We start from the raw sequence: 14970 nt of genomic DNA on the forward strand, positions 1-14970 counted from the left end.
GGCTTATTCCCCCAGCATCGAGCGATCGCGCACCGCACCCTTGTCGGCGCTGGTGGCAAACATGGCGTAGGCGCGCAGGGCAAAGGAGACCTGACGCTGACGATCGACCGGCTTCCAGCCCCGGGCCTCGACGGCGACGCGGCGGGCGGCCAGCACGCTGTCGGCCACCTCCAGCACCATGCTGCGGGCCGGGATGTCGATGTTGATGATGTCGCCATCCTCCACCAGACCGATAGTGCCGCCGGAGGCCGCCTCAGGGGAGACGTGGCCAATGGAAAGGCCCGAGGTACCGCCGGAGAAGCGGCCATCGGTGATCAGCGCACACGCCTTGCCGAGGCCCATGGATTTCAGATAGGTGGTGGGGTAGAGCATCTCCTGCATGCCCGGGCCCCCTTTCGGCCCTTCGTAGCGGATCACCACGACTTCGCCAGCCTTGACGGTGCCGTCCAGGATGCCGGTCACGGCGCTCTCCTGGCTCTCGAATACCCGGGCCGGGCCGCGGAAGGTGAGGTTCTCCTCGTCCACCCCGGCGGTCTTGACGATGGCCCCGTTGAGGGCGAGGTTGCCGGCGAGCACGGCGAGGCCCCCCTCCTGGCTGTAGGCGTGTTCGAAGGAGCGGATGCACCCCTCGGCACGGTCCAGATCCAGCTCGGGCCAGCGGCAATCCTGGCTGAACGCCTTGGTGGTGCGGATCCCGGCCGGGCCGGCGCGGTAGAAGTCGTGCACGTCCTTGTCATCGCAGCGGCTCACGTCGTACTGCCCCAGCAGCTCGACCAGGGTGGTGCCGAGCACGTTGCGAGCGTCGCCGTGTACCAGGCCCGCCTTCTCCAGCTGGCCCAGGATGGCAACCACGCCGCCGGCGCGGTGCACGTCTTCCATGTGGTATTTCTGGGTGGAGGGCGCCACCTTGCACAGCTGGGGCACCTTGCGGGACATGCGGTCGATGTCGGCCATGGTGAAGTCGACGCCCGCCTCCTGGGCCGCCGCCAGCAGGTGCAACACGGTATTGGTGGAGCCGCCCATGGCGATGTCCAGGGCCATGGCGTTCTCGAACGCCGCCTTGGTGGCGATATTGCGCGGCAAGGCACTCTCGTCATCCTGCTGGTAGTAGCGGTTGGCCAGGGCCACGATGCGCTGACCCGCCAGCTTGAACAGCTGCTCGCGATCCGCGTGGGTCGCCAGCAGGGAGCCGTTGCCCGGCTGGGAGAGGCCCAGGGCCTCGGTCAGGCAGTTCATGGAGTTGGCGGTGAACATACCGGAGCAGGAGCCGCAGGTGGGGCAGGCGCTGCGTTCGATCTGATCGCTCTGGGCGTCGGAGACCTTGGGATCGGCGCCCTGGATCATGGCGTCCACCAGATCCAGCTTGATGATCTGATCCGACAGCTTGGTCTTGCCCGCTTCCATGGGGCCGCCGGAGACGAAGATCACCGGGATATTGATGCGCAGGGCGGCCATCAGCATCCCCGGGGTGATCTTGTCGCAGTTGGAGATGCAGACCATGGCGTCGGCGCAGTGGGCGTTGACCATGTACTCCACCGAGTCGGCGATGAGTTCGCGGGACGGCAGGGAATAGAGCATGCCGCCGTGGCCCATGGCGATGCCGTCATCCACGGCGATGGTGTTGAACTCCTTGGCGACCCCGCCGGCGGCCTCGATCTCCCGGGCAACCAGCTGACCCAGATCCTTGAGGTGGACGTGACCGGGCACGAACTGGGTGAAGGAGTTGACCACGGCGATGATAGGCTTGCCGAAATCCTGATCGGTCATGCCGGTGGCACGCCAGAGGGCGCGGGCCCCGGCCATGTTACGTCCGTGGGTGGTGGTGGCGGATCTCAACTTCGGCATTGTCTCTACTCCCTGAATGCCCCTGGGGCGCATTGTCTTTCAACATGAATGTGTGATTCGCGGATCGGGAATCGATCCTGGTGAGGGCACCGCCGGGCGCCCTCACCGGAAGCGACTCGGGGAGGCGTATGGCCTCCCCGCGCACGTCAGTCCGCCACCGGGGTCAACCAGCCCCACTTGTCCTCGGTCTGGCCGTTGAACAGGCCGAAGAAGGCGTTCTGCAGCTGCTCGGTCACCGGGCCGCGGCAGCCGGCGCCCACCTGCATCCGATCCACGGAGCGCACCGGCGTCACCTCGGCAGCGGTGCCGGTCATGAAGATCTCGTCCGCCACATAGAGCGCCTCTCGGGGCAGCGCCTGCTCGCGCACCTCGTAACCCAGATCCCGCGCCAGCGTCATGATGGTGTCGCGGGTGATGCCGGGCAGGATGGCCGCGGTGGCGGGCGGGGTGAACAGCACGCCGTTTTTCACCAGGAAGAGGTTCTCCCCCGCCCCTTCGCTCAGGTAGCCGTTCACGTCCAGCGCCAGCCCCTCGGCGAAGCCGTTGCGCCTGGCCTCGCGGCTGATGAGCTGGGAGGAGAGATAGTTGCCACCCGCCTTGGCGCCGGTGGGGATGGTGTTGGGAGCGAGCCGGTTCCAGGAGGTGACGCACACATCCACCCCGTTTTTCAGCCCCTCTTCCCCCAGATACGCGCCCCACGGCAGGGCGGCCACCATCAGGTCAGCCTTGGCATCCAGCGGTGGATGCAGCCCCAGCCCCACGTTGCCGACAAAGGCCAGCGGGCGCAGGTAGCCGCTTTTCAGGCCGTTCTCGCGCACCACGGTGCGGCAGGCTTCATTCACTTCGGCCTCGCTGTAGGGAACGTCCATCCAGTAGATCTTGGCGGAGTCGAACAGGCGGCGGGTGTGCTCCTGCAGGCGGAAGATGCAGGCGCCCTTGGGGGTATCGTAGGCACGCACCCCTTCAAACACCGAGGAGCCGTAGTGCAGGGCGTGGCTCATCACGTGCACCTGGGCATCCTGCCAGGGGACCAGCTTGCCGTTGAACCAGATGAATTTCGGTTGGGTAGCGGATTGGGAAGGCTGTGACATTGGCTTGGCTCCTTAAGCGCTGATCCGGGGTTGCTGTTCCAGTGCATCGACCCGGGAGACATCCACCAGCTTGACCAGCTGGCTCCACAACTGCTGGATGGGACGTACCGACTCGACAGTAACCGTGATCCGCAGCTGTTGGCAATCCTGCTCCGCTCTCGTTTCCATAGTGAGGGCGCAGAGGTTGAAACCGCGGTGACGGACCACCCGCAGCACCCGTTCCATCACTTCGGGTCTGGGCTGGGCGTGGATGTGCAGAGTGTGCTGGTTGTGCTGGTTCATGGGCGTTGCTCCATCATCTTGTGGTTGGCGACTCCTGGCGGTACCAAGGGCCAGACATTTTCTTCCTCTGAAATGGCCACATGCAGCAGATAGGCCGTGTCGCTCGCCAGCAGGCGATCCAGTGCCGGGGCTATCTCCTCCTTGCATGTGATGGTCTCGCCCGGAATGCCGAAGGCGGCGGCCAGGGCGACGAAGTCGGGGTTGTCGGAGAGGATGGTCTCGCTGTAGCGGCCGTCGAAGAACAGCTCCTGCCACTGGCGCACCATGCCGAGGCGCTGGTTGTCCAGCAGCACCATCTTCACCTTGAGCTGGGCGCGGCGGATGGTGCCGAGCTCCTGCACGTTCATCATGAAGGAGCCGTCGCCGCTCACCAGCACCACCTCGTCTTCGGGGCGCGACATCTTGGCGCCGATGGCGGCGGGCAGGCCGAAGCCCATGGTGCCGAGACCGGCGCTGGAGAGGTGGTTGCGCGGGCTGGTGAAGCGCATGTGCTGGGCCACCCACATCTGGTGCTGACCCACGTCGCAGGCGACCACGCTGGTGTCAGGCAGCCGGCTTGAAAGCTCTTTGAGCAGGGCCGGGGCGTAGATGGCCTGACCCGGATGGTCGTAACGGAAGGCGTACTCGTGGGCCATGGTGGCGCAGTGCTCGCGCCAGGGCTCGATGGCCAGGGTCATGGCCAGGGCCGGCAGCACCCGCTTGAGATCCGTGGTGATGCCCACCTCGGCGGCGCGGCGCTTGCCAAACTCGGCGGCGTCCACGTCCAGGTGGATCACCTTGGCCTCGGGGGCGAACTCCTCCAGCTTGCCGGTCACCCGATCATCGAAACGGGCGCCCACCACCACCAGCAGGTCGCACTGCTGCACCGCCAGGTTGGCGGCCTTGGTGCCGTGCATGCCGAGCATGCCCAGATAAACGGGGCTGTCGGGGTCGAGCGCACCTATCCCCTTGAGGGTGGTGACCGCCGGCATGCCGGTCGCGGCGGCAAAGTCGCGCAGCTGCTGCTCGGCGTTGGCCATGCCCACCCCGCCACCGACGTAGAGCACGGGGCGCTCGGCAGCGGCCAGCAGGGTACGGGCGACCATCAGCTCGGCCGGGTTGAGGGGCTCGGGATCCTCCACCGCAAACAGCGGGCTCTGGGCCGGCACCGCGGCCAACTGCACATCCTTGGGCAGATCGATCAGCACGGGACCGGGGCGCCCTTCGCTGGCGATGGCGAAGGCCTCGGCAATCACCTGAGGCAAATCCGCCACGTCCGTCACCATGAAGGAGTGCTTGGTGCAGGAGAGGGACATGCCGAGCACGTCGACCTCCTGGAACGCATCCGTGCCCACGGCGGCGCAGGGCACCTGGCCGCTGATGGCCACGAGCGGCACCGAGTCGAGCAGCGCCTCCGCCAGACCGGTCACCAGATTGGTGGCGCCGGGGCCGGAAGTGGCGATACAGACCCCCACCTGGCCGGAGGCGCGGGCATACCCCACCGCGGCCATGGCTGCCCCCTGTTCGTGGCGGCAGAGCTGATGGGCCAGACCGCCGTCATACAGGGCATCGTAGACCGGCATGATGGCTCCGCCCGGGTAACCAAACACCTGGGTCACACCCTGTTTCTTGAGAGCCTGTACCAAAAACTGCGCGCCGTTCATGTGGAAAATCCTGTCCTTTGGTCGAAAAAAAACCCCCGGGCCGTGAGGCTCGGGGGTCGCTTTGTTTCGTTCTGTCCGGTGGTGGGTCTATCCCTTGTTCCGTGCAGCCAAACGAGCCCCGAGCGGTGAGATAATAATCACCACTAGGACCACAATAATGCTGACGAAACGGGAGGCCATGCTCATAGTTACAACCGGAAATCCTGTGAAATGGGGGCGGTTTATGCCGCGAATGGCTATTAGAACTAGCACGGTGATTTTTATTGGGCAAGCACTTTTTACCTGACAAGACTCTGATTTTCCCTGTCAGTAAACACGCAATGCGGAACAAAAAACCAATAAAATATGGTTAATCAGCATATACATCAAACCAAGGACGGGATTTATGTCATTAGCTGTTGTTTATAGCCGTGCCAGCCTGGGGATAACGGCGCCGCAAGTCACGGTGGAGGTGCACCTCTCCAACGGCCTGCCCGCGTTCAACATGGTGGGTCTGCCGGAAACCTCGGTGAAGGAGTCGCGGGATCGGGTACGCAGCGCCCTGCTCAACGGCAACTTCGAGTTCCCGAGCAAACACATCACGGTCAATCTGGCTCCCGCCGATCTGCCCAAGGAGGGGGGCCGTTTCGATCTGGCCATCGCCATCGGCATTCTCGCGGCTTCCAAGCAGATACCGGCAAAATACCTTCTCGATCACGAATTTTTGGGAGAGCTGGCCCTGACCGGCGAGATCCGCCCCGTGCTCGGTGTGCTGCCCGCCGTGCTCGCCTGCCGCGACGCAGGGCGCACCCTGCTGGTTCCGCGGGAAAACGGCCCGGAGGCTTCGCTCATCCAGGACGCCGAGGTACGCACCGCCCATCAGCTGCTGGCCGTTACCGCCTGGCTGGCGGGTCAGTACGAGCTGCCGCTGCCGGATCCCCAGAGCGCGGAAACCCTGCCCGACGTGCCGGATCTGCAGGACGTGATCGGCCAGTCCCAGGCGAAGCGGGCGCTGGAGATCGCCGCCGCCGGCAGCCACAACCTGCTGTTCATCGGCCCGCCCGGTACCGGCAAGAGCATGCTGGCCAGCCGATTGCCCGGCATTCTGCCGCCGCTGAGCGAACAGGAGGCGCAACAGACCGCCGCCATCCACTCCATCGGCGGCCTAACCCCGCGGGCCGGTCACTGGCACCACAGGCCCTATCGCACACCGCACCACAGCGCCTCGGCAGTGGCGCTGGTGGGCGGCGGCAGCCACCCGAGGCCCGGCGAGATCTCCCTGGCCCACAACGGGGTGCTGTTTCTCGACGAGCTGCCGGAGTTTGAACGCAAGGTGCTCGACTCCCTGCGCGAACCGCTGGAGACGGGCCACATCACCATCAGCCGCGCCGCCCGCCAGGTGGACTTCCCCGCCCGCTTCCAGCTGGTCGGTGCCATGAATCCCAGCCCCTGCGGCCACTATGGCGATGGCCAGACCCGCTCCAGCCCGGATCAGGTGCTTCGCTACCTCGGCAAGCTCTCCGGCCCCTTTCTCGACCGCTTCGACCTGACGGTGGAAGTACCGCTGCTGCCCAAAGGCAGCCTCACCGGCAAGGCCGAGCGGGGGGAGCCGAGCCGGCAGATCCGCGAGCGGGTGCTGGCGGCAAGGGAGCGCATGATCGCGCGCAGCGGCAAGCTCAACAACCTGCTGGATAGCCGTGAAATCGAAGCCGTTTGCCGACTTTCACCGCCAGATGCCGAGTTTCTTGAGAATGCGATCCAGAAGCTCGGGCTCAGCATCCGGGCCTGGCACCGCATCCTGCGGGTGTCGCGCACCATCGCCGACCTCGCGGGGAGGCCCGTCATCGAGCGGGAGCATCTGATCGAAGCGCTCGGCTATCGCGCCATGGATCGGCTGCTCTCGCGCCTGCGCAGCGGCCAGTGAGCGAGGGGCCAACCCCTCAAGCGGGGATGCCTTCCATGGTCTAGTCGTGCCTCGGCTGATATTATGGCCACTGATCTGACCACTTGGTTGCCATCCACCGACACGAAAACGGATTCCGCCATGCCCAACAAGCTGATAGAGCGACTGCGCGGCAGCCTCTCGACCCTGCTCTATTTCATCAACACCCTGTTCTGGTTTGCCCCCGTCCTGCTGCTTGGCCTCATCAAGCTGCTGCTGCCCATCAACGGGTGGCGCACCCTCTGCAACGCGCTGCTGGATGGCTGCGCCGGCTGCTGGATAGGTTTCAACAACCTGATCCAGAAAACCATCATCAGAACCCCTTTCGAGGTGGTCGGAGTGGACAAAGGGCGCCGGAATGAGTGGTATATGGTGATTGCCAACCATCAATCCTGGGTCGACATACTGGTACTGCAGCGGATTTTTAATCAAAAAATCCCCTTCCTGAAGTTTTTCCTCAAGAAAGAACTGATTTGGGTACCTTTTCTCGGTCTGGCCTGGTGGGCGCTCGACTTCCCCTTCATGCGACGTTATTCCCGTAAATTCCTGGAAAAACACCCGCATCTGAAGGGAAAAGACATAGAGACCACGCGAAAGGCCTGTGCCAAATTCCGCCACATTCCGGTGAGCGTGATGAATTTCGTCGAGGGCACCCGCTTCACCGCCAGCAAGCACGACAAACAGGGCGCACCCTATCGTCACCTGCTGCACCCGAGGGCGGGTGGCGTCGCCTTCACCCTGGCGGCCATGGGGGATCAGCTGCACAAGCTGGTGGATGTGACCATCGCCTATCCGGGCGGCATCCCGAGCTACTGGGACTTCATGTGCGGTCGGGTCAAGGAGATCAAGGTTCGGGTCCGCTTTCTGCCGATCGAACGCAATCTGGTGGGGGATTACTTCAATGACCCCGAGTTCCAACAAGAGTTTCAGCAGTGGCTGAACGGGATCTGGTGCGAGAAGGATCAGACCCTGGGCCAGCTACTGGCGGACAAGACGCAGTAAGACACTCATGCTAAGCCTGCTCCCCGGCCCCCTGGTGCTGCTCATCAGCACCGGCCTGACCATATTGTTTACCGCCCTGTGCGCCAGCCTGATCCTGCTGGTGTCCCTGGCCAAGCTGCTGCTCTCCGTGCCGGCCTTCGGCCGTGCCTGCAGTCGCCTCAACAACCGTTTCATGCGCCTGTGGCTCGGCTGCAACGCCCTGGTGATCCGCCTCACCACCCGCATCGACTGGCAGGTGGAGGACGACACCCGGCTGCGCAAGGATGGCTGGTATCTCATCATCAGCAACCACCTGAGCTGGACCGACATCGTCGTGCTGGGCCATCTCTTCCGCGACCGGCTGCCGGTGCCCAAGTTCTTCATGAAGCACGAGCTCATCTACATCCCGCTGCTGGGGCTCGCCTGCTGGGGGCTGGACATGCCCTTTATGCGCCGCTATTCGAGAGAGTTTCTGCTGCGCAACCCGCACCTGCGGGGCAAGGACATCGAGACCACCCGCAACGCCTGCGAGAAGTTTCGCCACATCCCCACCACCGTCATCAACTTCGTGGAGGGCACCCGCTTCACCGAGGCGAAGCGCGACGCTTCCCGATCCCGCTTTCGCCACCTGATGCCCCCCAAGGCGGCGGGGCTCGCCTTCACCCTGGCGGCCATGGGCGATCAGTTCGACAGCCTGATCAACGTCACCATCAGCTACCCGGACAACACCGAGACCCCCTTCAAGGACTTCCTGATGGGGCGGATGAAGCGCATCCGGGTGCGGATCGAGGAGCTGCCGGTGGACGAGCAACTGGTAGGGGATTACTTCAACGACAAGCAGTTCAAGCGCGGCTTCCAGGAGTGGCTGAACCAGCGCTGGCAGGAGAAGGACGCAATACTGGAAGGCTGGCAGCGGGCTCAGGCGCCCGTCCCATTGACCGCCAAGGAGAGCGCCGACGCCAGTTCGGGCAGTTGATCCTCGCTGAACACGGCGATGCCGTGGCGGCGCAGCAGGGCGGTGGTCTTGCCCTCTCCCGCGACCGAGACCCCTTCGAAGCGGCCGTTGTAGATACGGCCGCTGCCGCAAGAGGGGCTCCCCTCTTTCAGCAGGGCGAAGCGAATGCCCTGCTGCTGGCAGAGCGCCAGCGCCAGGGCGGCGCCGCGATCGAACTCGGTCGTCACATCCAGCCCACTTTCGGTGACCACAGACTCACCCTGCCGCTCGGCAGGCGGTCGCGGGGTAGGCAGCCCCCCCGCCACCTCGGGACAGAAGGCCAGCACCCGCCCCTCGGCACCGAGCTCCCTCAGCCAGTCGCTGACGATGCCCTTGCTGCGGCCGTCGTAACGCACTGGCTGACCCAGCAAACACGCGCTCACCAGCACCTTGGGCACGCAGACATCCATCATGCTTCCGCTCCATTCATCACCTGGTCGAACATCACGCAGCAGGGGTTCTCCAGCCGGTAGAGGATGGCGGGCCGCTGTTTGCCGGTGCGCTTGCGGCCGGTGTCCGTCAGGATGTCGGCCCGGTGGATCCGCTTGCGAAACGCTGCCGTGTTCATGGGGGTCTGCAGGATGATTTCGAAGGCACGCTGCACCTCGGAGAGGGTGAACTCCGCCCCCAGCAAATGCAGCGGAAGGGTGCTGTAACGGCTCTTGATGCGCAGCCGCTCCAGCCCCATGGCGATGAGCTGGGGATGGTCGAAGGCGAGTTGCAGGTCGGGCAGGTCATCCAGAGGGTGCCAGCAGCCGCGCACGGCGCCAGCCTCGGGCTCCGCCAGGCACAGGTAGACGAGGGTGGTGGACCAGCCCCGGGGATCCCGCTCCAGATTGCCGAGGGTACAGACCTGCTCGCTGTAGCACTGCGCCAGCCCCCATTGCGCCAGCAGGCGGTGGCGGGCGGCATCCAGATCCCGATCCCGGGTCTCGTCGATGCGCAGGGCCGGCAGCTGCCAGCAGTGGGCAAAGGGGGGGCGATCCCGGGTTTCGAGGAGCAGTTCGAGCCGCTCCTCGCGCAACCGCAGCACCACCATATCCAGACTCATTCTCGGCATCCTGGTCGACCTGCTCGCCTTCTAATAATGTTTGGTAGATAATATCACAAGAATATTATGTGCAGGAGTCACCCATGGGAACCATCGCCAGCCTGGATATTGATGCGCAGAAGGGGTTTACTCCGCTCTGTCCGAACGAGCTGCCCGTCGCAGGCGGGGATGACATAGTGGCGGCACTCAACGCCCAGGCCGCCCTCGCCACCCTGCGAGTCGGCAGCAAGGACGCCCACCCCGCGAACGCTGCCTGGGTCGTGAGCGAGCCGGCCGCCATGCTGCAACCGCTGACGCTGCCCAACGCCGACCTCACCTGGCCGGCCCATTGCGTGCCGGGCACCCCTGGCTTCGAGCTGCTCGACGGCCTGCCCGCCCCCATCGACTACGACTTCTTCGTCTGGAAGGGGGTCGAGCCGGATCTGCACCCCTATGGCGCCTGCTACCACGACCTGGCCGAGCGTCGCAGCACCGGGCTCGTCGAGTTCCTGCAGGCCCGTGGTGTCAGCACAGTGCTGGTCGGCGGCCTGGCCACCGACTACTGCGTCAAGACCAGCGTGCTGCAGCTGCGCCGCGCCGGCTTCCGGGTCATCGTCCACCTCGATGCCTGCCGCGGCATCGCCCCCGAGACGATCGCCCAGGCCCGTGCCCAGATGATCGAGGCCGGCGCCGAGCTGGCCCAGACTCTGGCCGATGTACAACGCCTGCTGGACGCCTGATATGCCCCCGATCCTCAACAGCCTGCTCGACACCGATGCCTACAAGCTGCACATGCAGCAGGCGGTGTTCCATCGCTACCCGGATGCCGAGGTGGTGGCCGAATTCCACAGCCGCAACGAAGAGGATCTGCTGCCCATGATGGGCGAGATCGAGGAGCAGCTGCGCCTCGCCGGCTCCCTGCGACTGACCCGGCCCGAGCTCGATTTTCTGGCCGAGCGCCCCTTCTTCACCCCGGATTATCTGGATCACCTGCGCCGCAAGCCGCTGGATGCCTCCCTGCTCAAGGTGTTCGAGCAGGATGGTCGCATCAATGTGCGGGTCGAAGGCCCCTGGCAGGACGTCATCCTGTGGGAGATCCCGGTGCTCGCCATCATCAGCGAGATGCGCAACCGCTTCCGCTACCCCCAGTTCGGCGTCAGCCAGGCGCTGGAACGGCTCGACCAGAAGATCGACAGGCTGGAACGGGATCTGAGCCCGGAGGAGATGACCGAGTTCAACCTCATCGACTTCGGCACCCGTCGCCGCTTCTCCCACGCGGTGCAGGATGCAGTGGTGGGCCGCCTCCAGGATCGGCTGCCGGCGTTTCGCGGCACCAGCAACTACCAGCTGGCCCAGAAATACCGGCTGCCGGCGGTGGGCACCCAGGCCCACGAGTGGTTCCAGGCCCACCAGCAGCTCGGCTTCCCGCTGGAACTCAGCCAGCGCGCGGCCCTCACCAGCTGGCTGGACGAGTTCACCAACCATCTCGGCATCGCCCTGACCGACTGCATCACCATGGATGCCTTCCTGCGTGACTTCGACTTCGAGCTGGCGAGCCGCTATCAGGGGTTGCGCCACGACTCCGGTGACCCCGTGGTCTGGGGCGAGAAGGCCATCAGCCACTACCAGCGCCTCGGTATCGATCCCGCCACCAAGACGCTGGTCTTCTCCGACGGCCTAGACCTCGACAAGGCAGTCCGGCTGTTCCGCCACTTCCGCGGTCGCATCAACACCAGCTTCGGCATCGGCACCAAGCTCACCTGCGATCTGCCCGGGGTCACCCCGATGAACATCGTCTTCAAGCTGATGGAGTGCAACGGCGGCCCGGTCGCCAAGATCTCCGACAGCCCGGGCAAGACCCTGTGCCGGGACGCGGACTTCATCCGCAACCTCAAGCAGGCCTTCCACGTCGGGGTATAAGACGCCTTTTTGAGTGCCCCATCTTGCGCACTGCGCCGATGGCCCCCTACCATGACTCACCTGAAAGGTCCGACACCCGTCGGACCTTTCGCTTGTTCGAACGCCAGACCACAAGGAACCACCCATGACCTCCAGATGGATATTCGCCCTCACCACCCTGCTCGCCAGCCTGAGCGCCGTCGCCGCCGAACCGCTGCGGGTCTCCGCCATCCCGGACGAAGCCCCCACCGAGCTGCAGCGCAAGTTTGCCCCCCTGGGTGACTACCTGGCCGAGAAAACCGGCCGCGAGGTGGTGTTCGTGCCGGTCAACGACTACGCCGCCGTGGTCGAGGCGCTGGCCGCCGGCAAGCTGGACATGGCCTGGCTCGGGGGCTTCACCTATGTGCAGGCACACCGCCGTGCCGACAAGGTGGTGCCTCTGGTGCAGCGCCAGGAAGATGCCCAGTTCACCTCCAAGTTCATCGCCAATGCCGACAGCGGCATCAAGACCCTGGCCGACACCAAGGGCAAGGACTTCGCGTTCGGCTCCCCCTCCTCCACCTCCGGCCACCTGATGCCGCGCCACTTCCTGGCCGAGCAGGGCATCAACCCGGAGCGTGACTTCGCCCACGTCGCCTTCTCCGGCGCCCACGACGCCACCGTCGCCTGGGTCGCCTCCGGCAAGGTGCCGGCCGGTGCGCTCAACGCCTCCGTGTGGGAGAAACTGGTGGAAGAAGGCAAGGTCGACACCACCAAGGTCAAGGTGATCTGGACCACCCCGACCTACTTTGACTACAACTGGACAGTGCGTGGTGATATGGATCCGGCCCTGCAAGAGAAGATCAAGCAGGCCTTCCTCAGCCTGGATCCGGCGGTGCCCGCCCAGGCCGAGATCCTCAAGCTGCAACGCGCCACCCGCTTCATCGAGACCAAGCCCGAGAACTACCTGGGCATCGAAGCCGCCGCCACCCAGGCCGGCCTGCTGAAGTGATCGCCGTCGCGCTGGACGGGGAAGGATTGCGGCTCGGCCAGAGCCGCATCCTGCAGCCGTTCAACCTGCAGATAACGGCAGGCGAGTGCGTGGCCATCATAGGGCCGAGCGGCGCGGGCAAGACCAGTCTGCTGCGGCTAATCGGCACCGAGCTGCGCGGCGAAGGCCGGCTCGCCCTCTGGGGCCAGGATCCCTGGACCCTCTCCACTCAGGCCCGCCAGCGGCTGCGCAGCCGGATCGGCATGGTCTGGCAGCAACCGCCGCTGCCCGCCTCCCAGAAGGTGGTGACCGCCGTGCTGGCCGGCCGGCTCGGTCAGTGGTCCCTCGGCCGCGCCCTGCTCTCCCTGCTGCGCCCCTGCGACCCCGAAGGCGCGCGAGCCGAGCTGGCGCGCCTCGGCCTCGCCGACAAGTGGCAACAGCGCTGCGGCGAGCTCTCCGGTGGCCAGTTGCAGCGGGTCGGCATCGCCCGGGTGCTCTATCAGCAGCCGGATCTGATCCTGGCGGACGAACCCGTCTCCGCCCTCGATCCCGTGCTCGCCCAGAGCAGCCTGGATGCCCTGCTGGCACAGGCCCGCGCCCGGGGCAGCACACTCATCGCCAACCTGCATGCGGTCGAGCTGGCGCTCGGCCGTTTCCCCCGCATCATCGGCCTGCGGGAGGGGCGAGTGCTGTTCGACTGTCCGGCGGCGGCCGTCACCCCGGCCATGCTGGCCGAGCTCTACGCCGGTGATGACGAGGCGGCGGCGTGTTCAATTTGACTAGCCGCTGGCGCCATCCCCTGCCCTGGCTGCTGCTGCTCATCGGCTACAGCCTGTGGCAACAGGCCGACGGCTGGCTCGGCCTGTTCGACGGCCAGAGCTGGCGGCAGATGGGCAACTTCCTCGCCACCAGCTGGCCGCCCCGCATGGATCGGGACTTCCTCGTCCTGACCCTGACCGCGACCCTGGAGAGTCTGGCGGTGGCGACATTGGGACTGGCGGGCGCCCTGCTGCTCGGTGTGCCGTTCGCCCTGCTCGGCTCCCGCGCCCTGTCGCTGGCCGAACTGGGGCCGGTGCCCAGCCCGCTGCGCGGCGCCTTTCGGGCCCTCTCGCGCCTCGTCGCCATCGTGCTGCGCAGCCTGCCCGAGCTCATCTGGGCGCTGCTGTTCGTGCGTCTGTCGGGGCTCGGGCCGCTCGCCGCCATCCTGGCCATCGCCGTCAGCTACGGCGGCATGCTGGCCAAGGTCTACAACGAGATCATGGAGAGCGGTGCCCTGCAACCGGCCCGCGCCCTGCTGCTGGGCGGTAGCGGCCGGCTGCAGGCGCTCTGGTACGGCGTGCTGCCTGCGGTGCGTCAAGAGCTGCTCTCCTACACCGTCTACCGCTGGGAGTGCGCCCTGCGCGCCTCCGTCATCATGGGCTTCGTCGGCGCCGGCGGGCTCGGTCAGCAGCTCGAACTCTCCCTGCGCATGTTTGCCGGTGGCGAGGTGGTGACCCTGCTGCTGGCCTTCATCCTGCTGGTGACGCTCGCGGATGGCCTCAGCGCCTGGCTGCGCCACAGCCGCTCCCCCGGCCTGCTGTTGCTGATCTGCCTGGGGCTGGCCGCAGTCCTCGCGCTGTATCAGCTCGACTGGCGCATGCTGAGCTTCTCACTGGGGGGCCTGGGCACCTTCCTGGGGGAGTTTTTGCGACCGGACTGGTCATGGCCCTTCCTCAAGACAGTGGCTATGGGCCTGCTCGATACGGTGCAGATGGCGCTGCTAAGCACCCTCTTCAGCGCCCTGCTGGCCCTGCCGCTGGCCTGCCTCGCGCGCCACTGCTGGCCGCTGCGGCTGCTGTTCAACCTGCTGCGCTCCGTGCCCGAACTCATCTTCGCCAGCCTGCTGGTGATCGCGGTCGGACTGGGGCCGGTGGCGGGCATACTGGCGCTGACCCTGCACACCACCGGGGTGCTGGCGCGGTTGTTCGTGGAGACCCTGGAGAACGCCGATCCCGCCCCCCGCCTCGCCTTGCAGCTGAGCGGGGCCGGCCCTACGGCCTGCTTCTGGTACGGGGTGTTCCCCCTGGTGGCGCGCCAGTGGCTGGCCTACAGCCTCTATCGCGGCGAGATGAACCTGAGGGCCGCCACCATACTCGGCGTGGTTGGCGCCGGCGGCCTGGGACAGCAGCTCTATGTCTCGCTCAGCCTGTTCCGCTACGACCAGACCGCCACCCTGCTGCTGGCCATACTGCTGCTGGTCTGGCTGGCGGAGGCCCTCAGCCGCCGCACCCGCTTGCCGCGCCCGGCCCCCAGCCAGCGGGATTGCCAGATCTGA

The 14970-nt window shown here is 65.8% G+C and carries 14 protein-coding genes; 8 read left to right on the forward strand and 6 right to left on the reverse strand.

The annotated features are described in order from the left end of the window. Positions 1 to 3: 3 nt before the first annotated feature. From ilvD to ilvG, 4 genes are all read right to left on the reverse strand, one after another. Complete coding sequence (gene ilvD, locus BN1136_RS10925; protein WP_043764098.1) at positions 4 to 1845, reverse strand: dihydroxy-acid dehydratase; 1842 nt, start codon at positions 1843 to 1845, stop codon at positions 4 to 6. Positions 1846 to 1991: 146 nt separating this feature from the next. After that, positions 1992 to 2936 (reverse strand): branched-chain amino acid transaminase, encoded by a 945-nt coding sequence (locus BN1136_RS10930; RefSeq protein ID WP_043764100.1) that lies wholly within the window; start codon positions 2934 to 2936, stop codon positions 1992 to 1994. A gap of 12 nt (positions 2937 to 2948) precedes the next feature. After that, entirely contained in the window at positions 2949 to 3218 is a 270-nt protein-coding gene (gene ilvM / locus BN1136_RS10935) for an acetolactate synthase 2 small subunit (RefSeq protein WP_043764101.1), read from the reverse strand. Beyond that, entirely contained in the window at positions 3215 to 4861 is a 1647-nt protein-coding gene (gene ilvG, locus BN1136_RS10940) for an acetolactate synthase 2 catalytic subunit (protein ID WP_043764102.1), read from the reverse strand. Before ilvG ends, ilvM begins: the two co-directional genes overlap by 4 nt. 385 nt (positions 4862 to 5246) lie before the next feature. On the opposite strand from ilvG, the gene BN1136_RS10945 reads away from it, so the two are divergent. From BN1136_RS10945 to BN1136_RS10955, 3 genes are all read left to right on the forward strand, one after another. Then, complete coding sequence (locus BN1136_RS10945) at positions 5247 to 6764, forward strand: YifB family Mg chelatase-like AAA ATPase (protein ID WP_043764104.1); 1518 nt, start codon at positions 5247 to 5249, stop codon at positions 6762 to 6764. 120 nt (positions 6765 to 6884) lie between these two features. After that, complete coding sequence (locus tag BN1136_RS10950; protein WP_043764105.1) at positions 6885 to 7784, forward strand: acyltransferase; 900 nt, start codon at positions 6885 to 6887, stop codon at positions 7782 to 7784. A gap of 7 nt (positions 7785 to 7791) precedes the next feature. Further along, complete coding sequence (locus BN1136_RS10955) at positions 7792 to 8739, forward strand: acyltransferase (RefSeq protein WP_043808485.1); 948 nt, start codon at positions 7792 to 7794, stop codon at positions 8737 to 8739. Here BN1136_RS10955 and BN1136_RS10960 read toward each other — a convergent pair. Continuing rightward, positions 8682 to 9167 (reverse strand): 2-thiouracil desulfurase family protein, encoded by a 486-nt coding sequence (locus BN1136_RS10960; RefSeq protein WP_167332250.1) that lies wholly within the window; start codon positions 9165 to 9167, stop codon positions 8682 to 8684. The genes BN1136_RS10955 and BN1136_RS10960 overlap by 58 nt on opposite strands. Continuing rightward, positions 9167 to 9817, reverse strand: coding sequence for an NUDIX hydrolase (locus tag BN1136_RS10965; protein ID WP_043764255.1), 651 nt, complete (start codon positions 9815 to 9817; stop codon positions 9167 to 9169). The genes BN1136_RS10960 and BN1136_RS10965 overlap by 1 nt, the downstream gene beginning before the upstream one ends. A gap of 74 nt (positions 9818 to 9891) precedes the next feature. Between BN1136_RS10965 and BN1136_RS10970 the strand changes: the two genes are divergently transcribed. From BN1136_RS10970 to phnE, 5 genes are all read left to right on the forward strand, one after another. Further along, on the forward strand, positions 9892 to 10527 hold the full coding sequence (locus BN1136_RS10970; RefSeq protein ID WP_043764253.1) for a nicotinamidase: 636 nt from the start codon (positions 9892 to 9894) through the stop codon (positions 10525 to 10527). A 1-nt stretch (position 10528) separates the two neighbouring features. After that, a complete protein-coding gene (pncB, locus tag BN1136_RS10975; RefSeq protein ID WP_043808487.1) occupies positions 10529 to 11707 on the forward strand; it encodes a nicotinate phosphoribosyltransferase in 1179 nt (392 codons plus the stop codon). 124 nt (positions 11708 to 11831) lie between these two features. Continuing rightward, positions 11832 to 12677 (forward strand): putative selenate ABC transporter substrate-binding protein, encoded by an 846-nt coding sequence (locus BN1136_RS10980; RefSeq protein ID WP_043153390.1) that lies wholly within the window; start codon positions 11832 to 11834, stop codon positions 12675 to 12677. Next, a complete protein-coding gene (locus BN1136_RS10985; RefSeq protein WP_043764113.1) occupies positions 12674 to 13435 on the forward strand; it encodes a phosphonate ABC transporter ATP-binding protein in 762 nt (253 codons plus the stop codon). Before BN1136_RS10980 ends, BN1136_RS10985 begins: the two co-directional genes overlap by 4 nt. Further along, positions 13423 to 14970: a phosphonate ABC transporter, permease protein PhnE gene (phnE, locus tag BN1136_RS10990; RefSeq protein ID WP_052365706.1), complete on the forward strand. Its 1548-nt coding sequence runs from the start codon at positions 13423 to 13425 to the stop codon at positions 14968 to 14970. The genes BN1136_RS10985 and phnE overlap by 13 nt, the downstream gene beginning before the upstream one ends.

Source organism: Aeromonas taiwanensis, from assembly GCF_000820165.1.
GTDB classification, from domain to species: Bacteria; Pseudomonadota; Gammaproteobacteria; order Enterobacterales; family Aeromonadaceae; genus Aeromonas; species Aeromonas taiwanensis.